Here is an 18,356-nt window from a genome sequence, read left to right as displayed (position 1 = left end):
TTGCTCACAACCTTTCGCGGCTCGTGAAACCCGGCCGCATCTGGACCTACCGGAGGGAGACCACCATGACTATGCAACGTACGGGGCTACTGGCCCTGATCGCATCGGCACTGTTGATCGTCGCGGGCTGCGGCGGCGACGACGTCGATATCGTCCAGGGCGACACCAACGTGATCGTCGAAGGCGGCACCGGTGGCGACACCGGCGGCGATGGAGGCGACGGCGGCGACGGCGGTAACGGCGGCGATCCGACCCCCGCCACGGGCGACTTCTTCGACCTGGGCGGCTTCCTCCTGAACGAGGACATCCACCCGCTGCTGGACAACATCGACCCCACCGGCGGCGGCTCCCCGGACATCACGCCGGAGACCCCGCTGGCCGATCAGACGACCTGCCCCGCCGGAACGATCGACCCGGACTCGGCCACCATCAACTCGGTGGTACTGTTCGACGACGGCGACTTCTTCGAGGGCGGCGACGCCAATCCGGAGTTCCCGGTCTGCGTGATCGATAGCGACTTCCGGGAAGACGGCGGTCCAACCACGTACACCCTGACCAACGACCACGTCTACCTGCTGCTGAACGCGGCACTGGTGGGCAACGGCGGTGCACTCGACCAGACCGAAGCTGACGCCGAAGATGTGACCCTGAATATCGAGGCCGGCACCCAGATCTACGCCCAGGCCGGCGAGCGCGCCTCGATTCGCGTCACCCGCGGTTCGACCATCAACATCAACGGCACCTCGGACCAGCCGGTGATCATGGCCGCCGTAGACGCGACCAACACCAACATCACCGGCGACCCCACCGACCTGACCGGTCGCGGCGACTGGGGCGGCCTGGTGGTCGATGGCTTCGCCCCCACCAACGGCACCGACGCCGGCAACGGCGGCGACGGCAGCAACGACGTGCCCAACGAGCAGCTCAGCGAGGCGGCCCCCACCGGTCAGACCAACGTCTACTTCGGTGGCGGCAACCCGAACGACAGCAGCGGCTCCATCACTTACATCCTGATCGGCGAGTCCGGCGTCAGCTTCCGGCCCGACGCCGAGCTGCAGGGCCTGACCTTGGAGGGCGTGGGCGACGGCACCACCATCGAGAACGTGCAGATCTTCGGCTCGGACGACGACGGCATCGAGTGGTTCGGCGGCACGGTCGACGTCAGCAACGTCATCATCAACGCCGCCTCGGACGACGGCCTGGATATCGACCTGGGCTACCAGGGCGTCATCAAGAACGCCATCGTCCGCCAGGGCAGCCAGGTCGGCGACCGCACCAGCGAGGCCGACGGCAACGGCGACGGCTTCGACCGCACGCCGGTGACCCGGCCGGTCCTGGCCAACGTGCTGATGCTGGGCGACGGCGACAACGAGTCCATCGGCCTGATGATGCGCGAGGGCTACGGCGCCGACTTCGAGCACGTGGTCGTCGCCGACGGCGGCGTCGTGACCACGGTCGCCGACACCGTCGCCTACGGCCTGGGCTGCTTCCTCAACCGTGACGAGGTGGACGAAGACCTGAACGCCCTCGGTCTGGCCTTCTTCTGCACCAACGACGCCGCGGGCGGCGATCCCGGCGAGGCCGACGCCAGCGACAACCTCTTCCCGGTCTGGGCCGCGGGCGGCTATGACGAGAACGGTGACGGTTCCGCGGACGGCGCCGTGACCTTCGACGCCACCGAGGACAGCGGCCTGAGCGTCGACGGCAGCACCTACGAGGTGACCACCAGCGCTGCCCTGAACGGCTCCGTGACCGAGGCCGACGCCTACTATGGCGCGGTCGACCCGGCCGACGCGGCGGCCGGCACCGAGTTCTGGCGCGGCTGGACGGTGCACATCAGCAACCGCTGACAAAAACCCGACAAGTCCACTCCAACTTGGGGCGCCACCTACCGGTGGCGCCCTTTTTTATGGTCTGTGAACAGGCGCTATAGCTCGTTCCAGCCGCCCTCCCGGATGCCCGCGACACCCGGCGCCGCCTGCCACAGCCGCTCGTCGTCCAGCGCCGTCAGCGTGAGCGGCCGGCCGTGGCCGGCGCCGGTATCCAGCCAGCGGGTGTTGCCGGCCGCCGCCGGACAGGGCATGGGCGTATGCCCCAGCAGCACCCGGTCGATACCGGCGACCGCGGGCGGCGGGGTTTCGCCGCCGGTGCGCAGGAAACGCAACGCCGTGTAGGCACTGCGGCGGCCCCAGACCGCGGCGTCCGCGCAGCGGTCGCGCCGTCGCGGGTCGGCGTGGTCCGTCAGGCGGTCGACCAGGTCGTCCCAGCCGTCGTCGCCGGGATCGCCGTGCACCAGGCCGATCCGCTCGCCGCCGCATTCGATCTCCAGCGCCACCGGCAGACGGGCGATGCGTTGATGGAGATGGGTGCGGAAATCCACCGGGAGGTCGAAGAACCACTCGCCGCCGTTCATGCGCCAGAGGGCCACGGCGTCATTGTGGCCGGCGGCGGCGTCGAGCAGCATCTGCTCGTGATTGCCGCGCAGGGCGTGGAACCACTCGCGGTCGAGGAATTCGGCCGCGCGCGGCGAGTCCGGGCCGCGGTCGACCAGGTCGCCGACCGAGAACAGCCGGTCGCGGCCGGGATCGAAGCCGACGCCGTCCAGCAAACGGTCCAGCAGCTCGAAGTGGCCGTGGATATCGCCCACCGCGAAGTCGCGGCCGGCGCGGTTCGCGGGGATGCGGCGGAACAGCGCGGTCACGGCCGCGACCCGGTCAGTGCCCCGCGAGCTGGGGGTAGCGGAAGCAATCGACGGTGTGGTCCATCACCACGCCGGCCGACTGCAGGTAGGCATAGCAGATGGTGCTGCCGGCGAACTTGAACCCGCGCCGGCGCAGGTCCGCCGACAGGCGGTCCGACAACGGCGTGGTCGCGGGTATCTCGCCGATGTGGCGTCGCCGGTTGATCACGGGCCGGCCGTCGACCCAGGACCACAGATAATCGGCGAAGCTGCCGTATTCCGCCTGCACGTCCAGGAACAGCCGTGCGTTGTGGCGTGCCGCGGCGATCTTCCGCCGGTTGCGGATGATACCGGGGTCCTGGCGCAGCGCTTCCAGGCGGTCGTCGTCGAAGGCGGCCACGGCCGCCGGATCGCAGCCGTCGAAGGCCCGGCGGTAGGCCTCGCGCTTGCGCAGCACGGTCAGCCAGCTCAGACCCGCCTGGGCCGCCTCCAGCACCAGCAGCTCGAACAGCATGCGGTCGTCGTGGAGCGGCACACCCCACTCGGTGTCGTGGTAATGGATGTAGTCCGGATCGTCAGGACACCAACCGCAACGTGTCGGCATGAGTCATCGGCTCCGTTCAACGGGCCATTATCGTCTCAAAAACCAACCACAGAGACACAGAGCACACAAAGTGAGGACACAGTAACAAGAAGGACGCCAAGGTGAAGAAAAGTGCTTCGTGCCCTGCGCGGCCCCAGTGAAGACGCCACCGGTCAAGGCCGGTAGTTTCCCTCAACCAAACCTTCTCCCCAAGGGGAGAAGGCTTTGCCGATTTTCCGCCTAGGCGAGGGCTTGCGAATTCCCCAATTGACGACTCTAAAAATTAGCGCTCTTTACTCTGTGCCCTCTGTGTCTCTGTGGTTACTCACCATCAAACCCCGAGCTTGGCCTTGAGCTCCAGCCGCCGGGCGTGCAGCACCGGCTCGGTGTAGCCGCTGGGCTGCTCGCGGCCCTTGAAGATCAGGTCCGCGGCGGCGCGGAAGGCGATACTGTTCTCGAAGTCCGCGCTCATCGGCTGATAGGACGGATCGCCCTCGTTCTGGCGGTCGACGACCTTGGCCATGCGCTTGAGGGTCTCGATCACCTGCTGCTCGTCGGTGACGCCGTGGTACAGCCAATTGGCGACGTGCTGGGACGAGATGCGGCAAGTGGCGCGGTCCTCCATCAGGCCGACATCGTTGATGTCCGGCACCTTGGAGCAGCCGACGCCCTGGTCGATCCACCGGACCACGTAGCCGAGGATGCCCTGGCAGTTGTTGTCCAGCTCCGCCTGGATCTCGTCCGCGGACCAGTCCGTGCTCGGCGCGAGCGGGATCTTGAGCAGGTCGTCGAGGCTGGCGCGGCGACCGCCCGCGGCGATCTCGGCCTGGCGCTCGAGCACGTCGCGGCGGTGGTAATGGATGGCGTGCAGGGTCGCCGCGGTGGGCGACGGCACCCAGGCGCAGTTGGCGCCGGCGTCCGGATGGCCCTGCTTGGAGTCCATCATCTCCTGCATCTTGTCCGGCTTGGGCCACATGCCCTTGCCGATCTGGGCGCGACCGCGCAGGCCGCACTCCAGGCCGATGTCGACGTTCCAGTCCTCGTAGGCCTTGATCCAGGGCTGTGCCTTCATGTCGCCCTTGCGCACCATGGCGCCGGCCTCCATGGAGGTGTGGATCTCGTCGCCGGTGCGGTCGAGGAAGCCGGTGTTGATGAAGATCACCCGCTCGGCGGCCTCGCGGATGCAGGCCTTGAGGTTGAGCGTGGTACGCCGCTCCTCGTCCATGATGCCCATCTTGAGGGTGTTGCGGTCCAGCCCGAGCGCGTCCTCGACGCGCGCGAACAGTTCCACCGTCAGCGCGACCTCTTCGGGACCGTGCATCTTGGGCTTGACGATGTAGACGCTGCCGGCGCGGCTGTTGGTGTGCGGGCCGTTGCCCTTGAGGTCGTGCATCGCCGCCAGGGACGTGACCATGGCGTCGAGCATGCCCTCGGGAATCTCGTTGCCCTCGGCGTCCAGCACCGCCGGCGTGGTCATCAGGTGGCCGACATTGCGCACCAGCATCAGCGAGCGCCCCGGCAGGGTCAGTTCGCCGCCGTCCGGCGCGGTGTAGGTCCGGTCCGGATTGAGCTTGCGCGTGAAGGACTTGCCGCCCTTGTCGATCTGCTCGGCCAGGTCGCCCTTCATCAGACCCAGCCAGTTGCGGTAGACGCCGGCCTTGTCCACCGAATCCACGGCCGCGACCGAATCCTCACAGTCCTGGATGGTGGTGACCGCCGACTCCATGAGCACGTCCTTGACGCCGGCCGCGTGGTCGCGGCCGATCGGATGCTCGGGGTCGATCTGGATCTCGGCGTGCAGACCGTTGTTGACCAGCAGCACGGCGTCCGGGGCATTGGCGTCGCCGCGATGACCCGCGAACTGACCCGCCTGCTTGAGCGAGGTCTCGCCGCCGGCCGTGGTCACCGCCAGGGCGCCGTCGACCACGGCATAGCGCGTGGCGTCGGCGTGCGAGCCCTTGGCCAGCGGGAAGACCTCGTCCAGCAGCTTCGCCGCCTCGGCCACCACCAGCTTGCCGCGCTCGGGGTTGTAGCTGGCGGTCTTCTCGGTACCCTCGCCCTCGGGGATCAGGTCGGTCCCGTAGAGCGCGTCGTAGAGGCTGCCCCAGCGGGCGTTGCCGGCGTTGAGGGCGAAACGGGCGTTGGAGACCGGCACCACGAGCTGCGGACCGGGCACCGTCGCGATCTCGGGATCGACGTTGCCGGTGGAGACCTGGACGTCATCGCCCTCGGGCAACAGATACCCGATCTCCTCGAGGAAAGCCTTGTAGGCCGCGGCATCGTGCGGCTGGCCCGCGCGCTCGCGGTGCCAGGCGTCGATCTTCTCCTGCAGCTCGCGCCGCTTGTCCAGCAGGGCCCGGTTGCGGGGCGCGAGATCGGCCACGATGTCGGCCAGCGCCCGCCAGAACGCCTCCGGCTCCACGCCGGTGCCGGGCGCGATCGCGTCGCGCACCAGGTCGTGCAACTCACGGCCGATCTGCAGGCCAGCCACCTCCACACGCTGGGTCATAGGATTCGCCTCTTGACTCGAAGATGTCCCTGAATTCGGGCGCCACCGCCGGCGCCGCAACCGGAAAAAGGCCCGACATGATAGCAAAGCGCCCCGCGCGGGTCCGCCCCGGCACCGTTCGTCGGGGTCACGGCGCCGCTCGTCGGAGGGTGGCCCATGAGCTCTGGACGGGCACACCCCTCGGTCGATAAACCGACACACAGGAATTCGCGAGTTCAGACATGGCACGAGGGAAATCGATGGCGGGGGACAACGGCCGGCGCGGAGGATTCAGCCTCATCGAGCTGCTGGTGGTGCTGGTGGTGGTCGCCATCCTGGCGGCGATGGCCTATCCGGCCTACCAGCAGTTCGTGCGCGGCGCCCGGCAGTCGGACGCCCAGCGCTTCATGCTGGACGTCGCCGCCCGCGCGCAGCAGTACCGCATGGACCTGCGCGCCTATCCCACCGGCCTGGGGACCGGCGCCGGCGAGCTGGACATGGACATCCCGGCCGAGGTCGGCGAGTACTACAGCGTCACCCTGACGCGGCAGGCCGGGCCGCCGCCCACGTTCACCGTCACGGCGACCCCCAAGAGCGGCACCATGCAGGCCAGCGAACCGACCCTCACCCTCACCAGCGCCGGCAAGAAGACCCCGGCGGAGGCGTGGCAATGAAACGCATGACCGGTTTCACGCTGTTCGAGTTGCTGTTCGTGCTGGTGATCGTGGCGGTGCTCACCGCCGTGGCGGTGCCGGGGCTGCGCGGCTTCAGCGGCGGTCAGGATCTCAAGCACATCGCCCAGACCCTGTATTCGGACCTGGTCTATGCCCGCAGCGAGGCGGTCAAGCGCAACGCCGACGTGACCCTGACCGCCAACGACGGCACCTGGGGCGACGGCTGGCTGGTGACCGACGGCGCCGCCACCGCGATCGACTGCGACAAGGCCGCCCTGGAGGCGGACGTGCTGCGCGCCGGCTGCGACGCCGCCGACAGCGGCGTGCGTTTCGAGACCGTGCCGGCCGGCGCGATCACCTTCGCCGGCAACGGCCGCGCCGGCGGCAACGCCCGCTTCGTGCTCTGCGACGCCGACCGGCTGCATGCCCGCGAAGTGCGGGTGGGCGTGGACGGCCTCCCGGAAATCCGCCGCCTGGATGCCTGCCCATGACGATGCAGGGCTACACCTTGCTGGAAGTCCTGGTGGCGCTGGTCCTGGTAAGCATCGCCCTGCTCGGCCTCGCCGGCCTGCAGATCCGCGCCCAACAGGCCGAGGTGGAGGCCTACCAGCGGGCGCAGGCCCTGCTCATGGTCGCCGACATGATCGACCGCATCAGCCTCAACCGCGGCGCGCGCCGCTGTTACGTGACCCAGGACGCCCAGGGCAACAGCTATACCCTGGGCACCGGCACCCAGAACATCCCGGCCTGCACCGGCTGGGGCAACAACGCCACCCGCAGCCGCGCGGACACGGACATGGCGGCCTGGAACGACATGCTCCAGGGCGCGACCGAGCGTCTCGCCGCGGACGACCTGGTCGGCGGCCTGGTCGGGGCACGCGGCTGCATCACCTATCAACCCGAGCAGGTCGGCCCGCCCGCGGTACCCGAATCGATCACCGTGACCGTGGCCTGGCAGGGCGAGACCGAGACCGGCACCCCGGCCGACAACTGCGCCGCCGGCCTGTACGGCGACGAGGACCTGCGACGCACCGTCAGCGACACCGTTCGCTTCGCGGAGCTGGACTGACATGGCCGCCCGGAGCCGCAACCGCCAGCGCGGCGTCACCCTGGTCGAGGTGATGGTGGCGATGGTCGTGGGCCTGATCCTGCTGGCCGGTATCACCACCCTGGTGGTGGGCGCCTCGCGTAGCAACCGCGATATCGACGCGGCGGCACGCCAGCTCGAAAACGGCCGCTACGCCGCCCTCACCCTGGCCGACCATCTGCGGCACGCCGGCTTCTGGGGCAACCTCTACCCGGATGCGGCGCCCGCCATGCCGGCCACGCCGGCGGCCCTGCCCGATCCCTGCCCGACCACCGTCGATGCCACCACCCTGCTCGACGCCATGCCCTTGCACATCCAGGGCGAGAACAACCCCGGCACGCCCGCCGCCGGCTGCCTGGGCGACGCCGACCACGTCGACAACACGGATATCGTGGTGGTGCGCCGCGCCTCCACCGCCGACGCCGGCCTGGCCCTGGCCGGGGGCACGTTCTACATCCAGAGCGCGGCCACCGCCTTCGCCCTGGACAGCGGCGCCAACACCAATACCGATCCGGACGCCGCCCCGCAGGACCAGGCGTTCGGCATCACCCTTCAGGACGCCGCCGGCAACCTCGTGCGCGCGCCCGTGCGCGCCTACCGCATAGAGATCTTCTACATCAGCCCGAGCACGGTCCCCTCCTCGCCCTGCGACGACAACGCCGGCACCGGCGAGGACGTACCCACCCTGATGCGCATGCGCCTGGACGGTGGCAGCTTCTGCGCCGAACCGATCGCGGTCGGCATCGAGGACCTGCAGATCGAGTACGGCATCGACAACAACGGCGACGGCACGCCCGAGGGCGCCTATACCGACGATCCGGGCACGCCCGCCGCCTGGGCGGACGTGATGGGCGTGCGCGTCTATCTCCTGGCCCGCAGCACCACCGACGTGGGCGCGCAGGGCGGCAAGACCTACCGTCTCGGCGAGGACGCCCCGGTGCTGGTCAACGATCCGGGCGACGGCTTCTCCAGGCACGTATTCACGAGCACGGCCCGACTGGTCAATCCCAGCGGCCGGCGGGAGACCCCATGAGCATGCGAGGACCGCAACGACAGAAGGGCGTGGTGCTGGTGGTCAGCCTGCTGATGATCGCGGTGCTGGCCCTGCTGGCCACCGCCTCGATCAACCTCGGCGGCACCAGCATGCAAGTGCTGAGCAATCAGCAGGCCCGGCAGGACACGGCGGCCGCCGCCGAGACCGAGATCGAGGCCACCATCAGCGAGCTGGACAACTTCACCAACGGCGTCGCCTGGCAGGGCCAGCGTGCCGGCATCAACGTCGAGCGCAGCGCCCCGGTATGCGTGGGCGACGCCATCATGCCCGGCTTCTCGCTGACCAACCAGCTCGCGCTCCAGCACAACTACTACCAGTTCCGGGTGATCGCCACCGACGCCGACAGCGGCGCCGCCACGGCCGCGCGCGCGGGCGTGCGCGTGCTCCAGAACGCGGGAACCTGCGGCTGACGGCCGGGAGGGAAAAACCATGTTTCAGCGACTGCCACGATCGATACGCCATTTCCCGATCGCCGCCCTGGCGGCGGCGGCCGCGCTGCACGCCGCCACGACGCGGGCCGAGGACATCGACCTGTTCCGGATCAACAAGGGCAGCGCGAGCACGCCGCCCAACGTCCTGTTCCTGGTCGACAACACCGCCAACTGGAACGCGACGCTGGGCAGCTATACCAAGCGCAGCCTGGAGCACCGGGCCCTGTCGCTGCTGTTCGACGAACGCGCCGCGGACGATCCGCACAACTTCGTGGACCGGCTGAACGTCGGCTTCATGGTCTTCAGCGAGGAGCAACCCGAGGGCGGCAAGATCACCCAGGCGGTCGAGCTGCTGGACGATACCTACCGCGAGGAGCTGGAGGATTTCTTCCGCGCCGGCATCGACGACACCGGCCAGGGACTGCAGCAATCCAACAACGCCTCCTACGCCCTGTCCATGTACGAGGCCTACCAGTACTTCGGCGGCCGCGAGCCGCGTGCCGGCGGCCTCGACCAGAAGGACAACAAGATCGTCCAGGACCCGGACGCGTTCGACGGCGACGGCGACTACCTCAGCCCCGCCGGCGACGCCTGCTACAACTACCTGGTGGTCATCGGCAACGGCCAGCCCGATACCGGCGAGAACCGGCGGGGCACGCCCGAGACCCTGCTGCGCGGGATCGGCGGCCGCACCGACACCATCCCCCTGGACCCGGACGATTTCGAGGCGATCGTCGCCGACGAGTACTCGCGCTTCTTCAACGCCGCCGACATCGTTCCCGACAGCATCCAGGCCGGCAAGCAGAACCTGCGTACCTACGTGATCGACGTCTACGACCCGGATGCCAAGCAGAACAAGAAGGACCGCGCCGGGCACGCCCTGCTGCGCTCGGTCGCCACCCAGACCGGCCAGGGCGCCTACTACACGGTCACCAATCCCGAGGACCTGCTGCCGGCGATCCAGGACGTGCTGGACGAGATCCTGTCGGTGAACAGCGTGTTCGCCGCCACCGCCCTGCCGGTATCGGTGAATGTGCGCGGCACCAACCTCAACCAGGTCTACATCGGCGTGTTCCGGCCGGACGCCCAGGACAAGACCCGCTGGTTCGGCAACCTCAAGCTCTATCAGCTCAACGCCGACCCGGGCACCGGCAACGTGTTCCTCGCGGACAGCGACGGCGACGCCGCGCAAAGCCCCGAGACCGGTTTCATCCGCAACGGCGCCACCAGCTTCTGGACCCACGGCTCCACGTTCTGGGACTTCTCGCCGCGGGGCGAGCCGGCCAGCGGCTCCGACGCGCCGGACGGGGCGGTCGTGGAGAAGGGCGGCGTGGCCCAGCAACTGCGCGAGATCGACGACAGCAGCGTGCCGCCCGACGGCAACGCCGACGACGGCGGCGCCTATCGCGGCAAGCGCACCGTATTCACCTGCACCGGAGACTGCACCGACGGCTCGCGCCTGGCCGACACGCCGTTCAGCGCCGCCAACGCCGACATCCCGCTGACCGACGACCTGATCGCCTGGATCCGCGGCGAGGATCTCAGCGACGAGGACACCGACGGCCTCACCGACGACGCCCGCGCCTCCATCCACGGCGACGTGCTGCATTCGCAGCCGGCGATCGTCAATTACGGCGGCACCGACGCCGACGGCAACACCACCGAGAACGTGGTCGCCTTCTATGGCGCCAACGACGGCATGATCCGCGCCATCCAGGGCGGCAAGGACAGCGGCGGCGACGAGTTGTGGGCCTTCGTGCCGCCGGAATTCTTCCCGCGCCTGCCGGACCTGCGCGACAACACCGACGGCAAGACCTACTTCGCCGACGGCAGTCTCACCGCCTATGTCGCGGATGCCGACGGCGACGGCGTGGTCGAGACCGGCGACAAGGTCTATCTGTACGCGACCATGCGCCGGGGCGGCCGCTTCATCTACGCATTCGATGTCACCGATCCGGCCGACCCCGCCCTGCTCTGGCGCATCGACAGCGACACCGCCGGTTTCGACGAGCTGGGCCAGACCTGGTCCGACGTGCGCGTGGGCCGGATCCGTGGCTACGACGACCCGGTGGCCTTCTTCGGCGCCGGCTACGACCCGGCCGCCGAGGACCCGGACCCCGACACCGGCAGCGACGCATCCGGCACCGCCAGCGAGGGCCGCGGCCTGTTCGCGGTCAACGGCCGCACCGGCGACCTGATCTGGCAGGCGGGCCCGAGCCCGGACGGCAGCGGCGGCGGCGCCACCCTCACCGTCGGCGACATGGATTACAGCACGCCGGCGGCCCCGACGCCGATCGACCGCGACCGCGACGGTTACCTCGACCGCGTCTACATCCCGGACACCGGCGGCCAGGTCTGGCGGGTCAACCTGACCGAGAGCGACGGCAGCAGCAGCCCCAGCCTGTGGGAAATCTACAAGCTGGCCAGCGTCGGCAGCGATCAGGAGTTCCAGTACCCGGTGGACGTGGTCGACGGCAGCGGCGGCGACACCACCCTCTCCGGCCAGTACGACGCCGTCCTGGTGGGGGCCGGCGACCGCGAGAACCCGTTCGACACCGCGGTGACCAACCGCTTCTACATGTTCAAGGACGCGCAGACCCAGACCGCGCCCACGGACGTCCCCTACACGCTGTCGGACCTGTTCGACGCCACCGACAACACCATCCAGGTGGGCACCGAGGCCGAGCAGGGGGCCGCGATCAGCGATCTCAAGAACGCCGACGGCTGGTACATGACCCTCGGCAACACCGGCGAAAAGGTGGTCGGCGGCGCCACCACCCTGGCCGGCACCACCTTCTTCAACACCAACCAGCCACCGATCGAGGGCGTCCCCTGCAGCGCCAACCTGGGCGTGGCCCGGAACTACGCGGTGAGTTTCCGCGACGCCAGCGCCACCATCGAGCAGGACGGCAGCGAGGGACTGACCACCCCCGACCGCTCGAAGGAGACGCCCGGCGGCGGCTTCCCGCCCTCGCCGGTGCCGGTGGTGGTGAACATCGACGGCGAGCAATACCTGGCGGTGATCTCGGGCACCACCGTCACGGGCGTGCCCAATATCCCGCTGGGCGTGCGCCAGCGGGTGTTCTGGCACCGGGAGAACCTGGACCAGTAGCGACCCACGCCCACCCTTTATGGGAGACCGGGGGGATTCCCCTTTTGTCCACCGAACACGAGTCAGAGCCTCGTGCTATTGGGTCCCCCCGGTCGCCCGCCCTGACTTTCCGGGCTCAGCGTCCCCGCGCTTCCAGCCGCCGCAGGAACTCGCCCATCACGGCGTCGTAGAGCAGGTCGCCCAATACGGCATCCTCGACCCCGGCATCGATGCTGGGATTGTCGTTGATCTCGATGACCTTGAGACCGCGGCTGGTGGTCTTGAGGTCGACCCCGTAGAGGCCGTCGCCGATCAGGTTGGCCGCGCGCACCGCGGTGCGCACCACCTCGGACGGCGCCCGCGACACCGGCAGGGTGCTGGCGTCGCCCTCCTGGAAACGGCCGTCGGCGCCATGCTTGACGATCTGCCAGTGCTTGCGGGCCATGCGGTACTGGCAGACATACAGGGCCTGGCGGTTGAGCACCCCCACCCGCCAGTCGAACTCGGTGGGCACGAACTCCTGGGCCAGCGCCAGCTCGGACTCTCTGAGCAGCTCGGCGGCCCGCCCGCGCAGATCGTCGACATCCTCGACCTTGAACACGCCCTTGGAGAAGGCCCCCTCCGGCGCCTTCAGCACCATGGGGAAACCCAGCATCTCCGGCAGCCGGTCGACCTCGTCCTCGCCGAAGATGCGGGTCTCGGGGGCGGGTATGCGATTGGCGGCGAGCAGCTCCGCCAGGTACACCTTGTTGGTACAGCGCAGGATCGAGGCGGGATCGTCCATCACCACCAGCCCTTCGCGCTCGGCCCGGCGCGCGAAGCGATAGGTGTGGTGCGCCAGGCGCGTGGTCTCGCGGATGAACAGGGCGTCGAACTCGGCCAGGCGGCCGAAATCCCGCGCCCGGATGAATTCCACGTCCAGCCCCTGGCACTTGCCGGCGCGGGCGAAACGGCGCAGGGCGGCGGCGTCGGAGGGCGGCTGCGACTCCGCCGGATCGGCCAGGATCGCCAGGTCGTAGCGGTAGCGCCGCCGGCGGCGGCTGCGCCGGCGGCCGCGGGCCACGTGCTCGGCCAGCGCGGCGTCCAGCTCGCCGGCGACGCCCGCCGGCAGCCCGCGCGGCCCCAGGGCCTTGAGGCCGGTGACCGTGGGCATGCCGTTCTGCGAGCGCAGTTCCACCTCCAGCAGGGGCGCGGGGAAGGCCTCGAACACCAGTCGCGCCAGGGTCTCGAAGCCGGCCGCGTCCGGCCGCCCGAAAGCGATGCGCAGGCGCGTGGGCGCCTGCGCGCGGGCGTCCGCCGGCAGTCGCTGCAGGACCTCGTCCATGGCCGCGATATCGAAGCCGTAGAGGGTCTTGCGCGAGAGATCCTGGAGCGTGGCCACGGACGGGATCACGCGGTGGCCGCGCGCCTCCGCCAGCAGCGAGCAGTAATAGCCCAGGCTCTGGTAACGGTAGCTGCGGCAGAAATTGATCACGTGGTAGCCGCGGGCCGCGAATGCCGGGTCCGCCAGGTAATCGTCGGCGAGCACCCGCCGCACGGCGGGTTCCTGCGCGGGCCAATCGCCCGCCGACTCCACCACCAGGATCGGCTCGGCCATCGCTACAGTTCCTTTTCCAGACGGATGCCGGCCTCGCCGCCAGGATAATAGCCGGGCAGACACGCCCGCTCACGATAGCCCGCCGCCGCGAACAGGGCGCGCGAGGCGGTATTGCCCAGCCGTGCTTCGGCGCGCAGGCGCCGGCAGCCGCGGGCCGCCGCCAGCCGCTCGGCATCCGCCAGCAGGCGGCGCGCGAGCCCCCCGCCCCGCGCCTCGGGCACCACCGCCACCGAATACAGGCGGGCGCTGCGGGTTCCCCGCCGGAACAGCAGGACCGCGCCGGCGAGAAGGCCATCGTCACCGTCCACCACCCGGACCGTGGCGTTGGCGCGTGTCAGCAGATGGCGGAGGCTGCGGCGGGACTGCGCGTCGAGATCGAAACAGCGGGTCTCCAATCGCCGCAAGGCGTCGAGATCGTCGCCGTCGGCGGTCCGTATATCGCGCATGCGCGCAGTCTAAGCCAGGCGCGCGGTAAGCGGAATACGGCCTGCCTGGCATATGCCTTGCTACAGGCAGGGCAGACCGATGGCGTTATCCTGTCGGGACCGGACACGGCCACAAACGAGCCGAGAGAACCATGAGCGACAACGACGAACCACTCGCCGGGCGCCGGATCGCGGTACCGGAATCGCGCCAGCTCGACCTGTTCGCGGAGATGCTGGAATCGCGCGGCGCCGAGGTGCTGCGCTGCCCCCTGGTGGACATCCACGACGCGCCCGACCCCGGACCGATCGAGGCCTGGCTGCGGGCCTTCGCGGACGGCACCTGCGACGACGTGGTGCTGCTCACCGGCGAAGGCCTGCGGCGCCTGCTGGGCTTCGCCGAGCGCGCCGGCGGCGATCTGCGCGAGCGCTTCGTCGCCGCGCTCGGCGACACGCGCAAGATCACGCGCGGTCCCAAGCCGGCCCGCGCCCTGCGCGACCTGGGCCTGCGCCCGGACCTGACCGCCGCCGCCCCGACCACCGAAGGCGTGATCGAGACCCTGCTCAAGCAAGACCTGGGCGGACGCACCGTCGGGGTGCAACTCTACGGCACGGAACCCAACCGCAAGCTCATGGACTTCCTGGCGGGCGCCGGTGCCGAGGCGATGCCGGTGGCGCCCTACGTCTACGCGGACCAGAGCGAGGACACCCAGGTGGCGGGGCTGATCGAGGCCCTGGCCGGCGGCCGGGTCGACGCCATCGCCTTCACCAGCTCGCCGCAGGTGCGCCGGCTGTTCGCGGTGGCCCGCAAGCACGAGCTGGAGGAGTCGCTACAGGCCACCCTCGACCGCATCGTGGTGGCGGCGGTCGGCCCGATCGTGGCCGACGCCCTGGCCCAACGCGAGGTCACGGTGGACCTGATGCCGGAATCCAGCTACTTCATGAAACCCCTGGTTCGTGCCCTGGCGGCGCGCTTCGGCGGCGGCGACGGCTAATCGACCCGCGCCGGCAGAGCCCGTCGCAGCCAGACATACCCGAGCAGCGCCGAGCTGAGAGACCCCATCAGGATGCCGAGGCGGTCGGCCACGATCACCGCCTCCCCGGTACCGCCGGACTCGAAGGCCAGCGCGCTGATGAAAAGGCTCATCGTAAAACCGATGCCGCAGAGCATCGACGTTCCCAGCAACTGGTTCCAGGTCACGCCACGCGGCTTCGGCAGGCCCAGCAGCCGCACCGACAGGAAAACCAGACCGAAGATGCCGACCGGATTGCCTAGCAGCAGCCCCAACGCGATACCGGCCGGGATCGGCGCCACGAGATCCGTGACGCCGACGCCGGCCAGCGACACGCCGGCATTGGCGAACGCGAACACCGGCAGAATCAGGAAACTGACCCACGGCGACAAGCCGTGTTCCATGCGCACCAGCGGCGGGTGCGCCTCGTCGGCGCGCTTGTCCGCCGGGATCAGCAGGGCCAGGGCCACACCCGCCAGGGTGGCGTGCACGCCGGATTCCAGCACGCACAGCCACAGCACCGCCCCCACCAGCATGTAAGGCGCGAACGCCCGCACCCCGGCCCGGTTGAGCAGGGCCAACGCCGCCAGCGCCACACCCCCGGCCATCAGTGCCTCGGTGGCGAGGTTGTCGGTGTAGAAGAAGGCAATGATCAGGATGGCGCCGATATCGTCGAAGATCGCCACCGTGAGCAGGAACAGCTTGAGGGGCGGCGGCACGCGCGGGCCCAGCAACGCCAGTACGCCGAGCGCGAAGGCGATGTCGGTGGCCGCGGGGATGGCCCAACCCGACATCGCCACCGGGTCGCCCCGATTGAAGAAGGTATAGATCAACGCCGGCATGGCCATCCCGCCGACCGCCGCGATGGCCGGCAGGACCACTTGGCGCCGGTCCGACAGATGCCCGTAAAGCATCTCCCGCTTCAGTTCCAGACCCACGAACAGAAAGAACAGGGCCATCAGGCCATCGTTGATCCAGAGCAGTACCGGCTTGGCCAGCCCCCACGCCCCCAGACGCACCTCGAACGGCACTTGCAGCAGGCTGCCGTAGGCGGCCGCCATAGGGGAATTGGCCGCCACCATCGCCAGGAAGGCGGCGCCCAGCATCAACGTGCCGGGCGCCGCCTGGTGACGCAGCATCTCGCGCAGTGATCTCATCCGTTTCCTCCGTGCCCGGTGCGATCCGGCGGTCCGCGTCGCGCGGTCCACGGCGATCACGACGTAGGCGTCGGCATGGACCGTCCAGGAGACTCTAGCGCTGCGGAAATAAAAGTTAAATTCTTTTTATTTTTGCTTTTACGTAAATTTTTTCTGATTATCGCGACATGTCGAAACTGAACTACAAACACCTGCACTATTTCTGGACGGTCGCGAACGAAGGCTCGATCGCCGCGGCCGGTGCCCGGCTGCACGTGACCCCGCAGAGCATCAGCACTCAATTGAAATCATTGGAACGGCACTGGGGCGCCCCCCTGTTCCGGCGCGAGGGCCGGCGGTTGGTCCCGACCGAACTGGGCGAGACGGTGCGCGGCTACGCCGAGGAGATCTTCTCGCTCGGTCAGGAGCTGGACGGCGTGGTCCGCTCGCGCGCCACCGCCGCGCCACGGCGCCTGCGCGTGGCGGTCGTCGACGCGGTGCCCAAGCTGATCGCCTACCGCCTGCTGCGTCCCACCCTGGGCGACGGCGACAACACGCCCCACCTGATCTGCCGGGAGGGCCGCCTGGAGGAATTGCTCGACGAGCTGGTCCGGCACCGCCTGGACCTGGTGATTGCGGACCGGCCCGCGATCTCCGACGCCAACGTCAGGCTCTACAGCCACAAGCTCATCGAGTGCGGCATCAGTTTCATGGCGGCGCCCGGTCTGGCCCGCGGCCTCGCGGACGGCTTCCCGGACTGCCTGGACACGGTCCCGATGCTGCTGCCCGCCGGCGGCGTGCCGCTGCGGCACGCGCTCGACCAGTGGTTCGCGGATGCCGGGGTGAGCCCCCGGGTCGTGGGCGAATTCGACGATAGCGCCCTGATGAAGGCCTTCGGCCATGCCGGCATCGGGGTCTTCCCCTGCGCCGATCTGATCGAGTCGGAAGTGGCCGGTCAGTACGCCGCCGTGTGCGTGGGGCGCACCGACCGGGTCGGCGAGAGTTATTACGCGCTGTCCGCACACCGCCGGCTCGCCCACCCGGGGGTGAGCGCGATCGCCGGCGGCGCCTGAGACGGGATCAGTCCGCCATCGCACCGCGCACCGCGGCGGCGACCTGGGCCACCGCCTGGCGGCCGGCATCGAACACCGCGGACATGCTGAAGAACCCGTGGATCATCCCGCCGTACTCGCTGAGCACGGTGGGCACGCCCGCCGCCATCAGCTTGTGCGCGTAGTCCACGCCCTCGTCGTGCAGGGGGTCGTAGCCGGCCACCAGCACCGAGGTCGGCGGCAGGCCGGACAGGTCCGCGTCCACCGGCGCGGCGCGGTAGTCCGACAGGTCCGGGGCGTAGTGCTGGCCGAAGTAACCCATGGTGCGGGTGGTGAGGAAATAGCCCTCGGCGTTCGTGCGGTAGGACTCGTAGCCCTCGGTGCGCAGGGCCACCGCCGGATAGATCAGGGCCTGGTAGCGCAGCGCGGGGCCGTTGCGGTCGCGCGCCAACAGCGCCATCACCGTGGCCATGTTGCCGCCGGCGCTGTCGCCGGCGACCGCGATGCGGGACGCGTCGCCGCCGATCTCCCCGGCGTTGTCGGCCAGCCACAGCAGCGTCGCGTAGCAGTCCTCGGGGGCGGCCGGGAACGGGTGCTCCGGCGCCAGGCGGTAGTCGACGGCCACCACCAGGCAGCCGCTCTGGTCGGCGAGATTGCCGCAGACGCCGTCGTACTCGTCCAGGCCGCCGATCACCCAACCGCCGCCGTGGATGTAGAACAGGACCGGCAGCTCGCCGTCAACGCCCCCGGGCCGGTAACTGCGGATGGTCAGCTCGTTGCCGTCCGGGCCGGGGATGCCGCGGTCGGCGGTGGTCACGCCGGCCGGCACGGGGGCGTCCACGGTCTTCAGGAACTCGCGGAAGAAGGCACGGCATTCCGTCGGCGGCAGGTCGGCGAAGTCGGGCGCGCCCTGGGCCGCCGCCTGTTCCAGCAGCGCACGGGCCTGCAGATCGAGCATCTCGGTCTCCTCTCGTGATCGTTATGGGATGCCCGGCGAGCATGCCCCGCCACCGGGCGCGACGCAAGATCGTCCGACAATCCTGGGCCG

At 69.5% G+C, this 18,356-nt stretch carries 16 protein-coding genes; 9 read left to right on the top strand and 7 right to left on the bottom strand.

From position 1 onward, the window contains the following. The first annotated feature begins 65 nt into the window (after positions 1–65). Positions 66–1,850: a beta-helix domain-containing protein gene (locus PC39_RS00465; protein WP_353251391.1), complete on the top strand. Its 1,785-nt coding sequence runs from the start codon at positions 66–68 to the stop codon at positions 1,848–1,850. Positions 1,851–1,927: 77 nt separating this feature from the next. Here PC39_RS00465 and PC39_RS00460 read toward each other — a convergent pair whose 3' ends face one another. The 3 genes from PC39_RS00460 to PC39_RS00450 all read right to left on the bottom strand — a co-directional run bounded on the left by PC39_RS00460 (position 1,928) and on the right by PC39_RS00450 (position 5,772). Continuing rightward, positions 1,928–2,701, bottom strand: coding sequence for a metallophosphoesterase (locus PC39_RS00460; RefSeq protein ID WP_353251390.1), 774 nt, complete (start codon positions 2,699–2,701; stop codon positions 1,928–1,930). A 13-nt stretch (positions 2,702–2,714) separates the two neighbouring features. After that, on the bottom strand, positions 2,715–3,284 hold the full coding sequence (locus PC39_RS00455; protein WP_353251389.1) for a DNA-3-methyladenine glycosylase I: 570 nt from the start codon (positions 3,282–3,284) through the stop codon (positions 2,715–2,717). 310 nt (positions 3,285–3,594) lie between these two features. Next, on the bottom strand, positions 3,595–5,772 hold the full coding sequence (locus tag PC39_RS00450) for a malate synthase G (RefSeq protein ID WP_353251388.1): 2,178 nt from the start codon (positions 5,770–5,772) through the stop codon (positions 3,595–3,597). Positions 5,773–6,011: 239 nt separating this feature from the next. Here PC39_RS00450 and PC39_RS00445 point away from each other — a divergent pair, with 239 nt between their 5' ends. The 6 genes from PC39_RS00445 to PC39_RS00420 are packed head-to-tail and all read left to right on the top strand — an operon-like array spanning position 6,012 to position 12,109. Continuing rightward, positions 6,012–6,425: a type IV pilin protein gene (locus PC39_RS00445; protein ID WP_353251387.1), complete on the top strand. Its 414-nt coding sequence runs from the start codon at positions 6,012–6,014 to the stop codon at positions 6,423–6,425. Further along, positions 6,422–6,916 (top strand): GspH/FimT family pseudopilin, encoded by a 495-nt coding sequence (locus PC39_RS00440; protein WP_353251386.1) that lies wholly within the window; start codon positions 6,422–6,424, stop codon positions 6,914–6,916. The genes PC39_RS00445 and PC39_RS00440 overlap by 4 nt, the downstream gene beginning before the upstream one ends. Next, positions 6,913–7,494, top strand: a complete 582-nt coding sequence (gene pilV, locus PC39_RS00435) for a type IV pilus modification protein PilV (protein ID WP_353251385.1) — start codon at positions 6,913–6,915, stop codon at positions 7,492–7,494. The genes PC39_RS00440 and pilV overlap by 4 nt, the downstream gene beginning before the upstream one ends. 1 nt (position 7,495) lies before the next feature. Then, entirely contained in the window at positions 7,496–8,545 is a 1,050-nt protein-coding gene (locus PC39_RS00430) for a PilW family protein (RefSeq protein WP_353251384.1), read from the top strand. Further along, on the top strand, positions 8,542–8,976 hold the full coding sequence (locus PC39_RS00425; protein WP_353251383.1) for a pilus assembly PilX family protein: 435 nt from the start codon (positions 8,542–8,544) through the stop codon (positions 8,974–8,976). Before PC39_RS00430 ends, PC39_RS00425 begins: the two co-directional genes overlap by 4 nt. Before the next feature lie 19 nt (positions 8,977–8,995). Continuing rightward, on the top strand, positions 8,996–12,109 hold the full coding sequence (locus tag PC39_RS00420) for a pilus assembly protein (RefSeq protein ID WP_353251382.1): 3,114 nt from the start codon (positions 8,996–8,998) through the stop codon (positions 12,107–12,109). Between the two features lie 115 nt (positions 12,110–12,224). Here the strand turns inward: PC39_RS00420 and PC39_RS00415 are convergent, their stop codons facing one another. Both PC39_RS00415 and PC39_RS00410 read right to left on the bottom strand, forming a co-directional pair. Continuing rightward, positions 12,225–13,685 carry a RimK family ATP-grasp domain-containing protein gene (locus tag PC39_RS00415; protein ID WP_353251381.1) on the bottom strand — a complete coding sequence of 487 codons (1,461 nt, stop codon included), beginning with the start codon at positions 13,683–13,685 and terminating at the stop codon, positions 12,225–12,227. A gap of 2 nt (positions 13,686–13,687) precedes the next feature. Then, the gene (locus PC39_RS00410) at positions 13,688–14,131 is read right to left on the bottom strand and encodes a GNAT family N-acetyltransferase (protein WP_353251380.1); all 444 of its coding nucleotides are present in this window, start codon (positions 14,129–14,131) and stop codon (positions 13,688–13,690) included. 131 nt (positions 14,132–14,262) lie between these two features. Between PC39_RS00410 and PC39_RS00405 the strand changes: the two genes are divergently transcribed. Further along, entirely contained in the window at positions 14,263–15,102 is an 840-nt protein-coding gene (locus tag PC39_RS00405) for a uroporphyrinogen-III synthase (protein WP_353251379.1), read from the top strand. Here the strand turns inward: PC39_RS00405 and nhaA are convergent. Next, positions 15,099–16,277, bottom strand: coding sequence for a Na+/H+ antiporter NhaA (gene nhaA, locus PC39_RS00400; RefSeq protein ID WP_353251378.1), 1,179 nt, complete (start codon positions 16,275–16,277; stop codon positions 15,099–15,101). The genes PC39_RS00405 and nhaA overlap by 4 nt on opposite strands. A 167-nt stretch (positions 16,278–16,444) precedes the next feature. On the opposite strand from nhaA, the gene nhaR reads away from it, so the two are divergent. Beyond that, the gene (gene nhaR / locus PC39_RS00395; protein WP_353251377.1) at positions 16,445–17,329 is read left to right on the top strand and encodes a transcriptional activator NhaR; all 885 of its coding nucleotides are present in this window, start codon (positions 16,445–16,447) and stop codon (positions 17,327–17,329) included. Between the two features lie 7 nt (positions 17,330–17,336). Here nhaR and lipP1 read toward each other — a convergent pair whose 3' ends face one another. After that, positions 17,337–18,266: a LipP1 family hormone-sensitive lipase gene (gene lipP1, locus PC39_RS00390; RefSeq protein ID WP_353251376.1), complete on the bottom strand. Its 930-nt coding sequence runs from the start codon at positions 18,264–18,266 to the stop codon at positions 17,337–17,339. Positions 18,267–18,356: the final 90 nt, after the last annotated feature.

The sequence above is a fragment of the Salinisphaera sp. PC39 genome (assembly GCF_040361335.1).
Taxonomy (GTDB): Bacteria; Pseudomonadota; Gammaproteobacteria; order Nevskiales; family Salinisphaeraceae; genus APNM01.
Note: the sequence above shows the minus strand (reverse complement) of the source record. Positions and strands in the feature narration are given on the sequence as shown.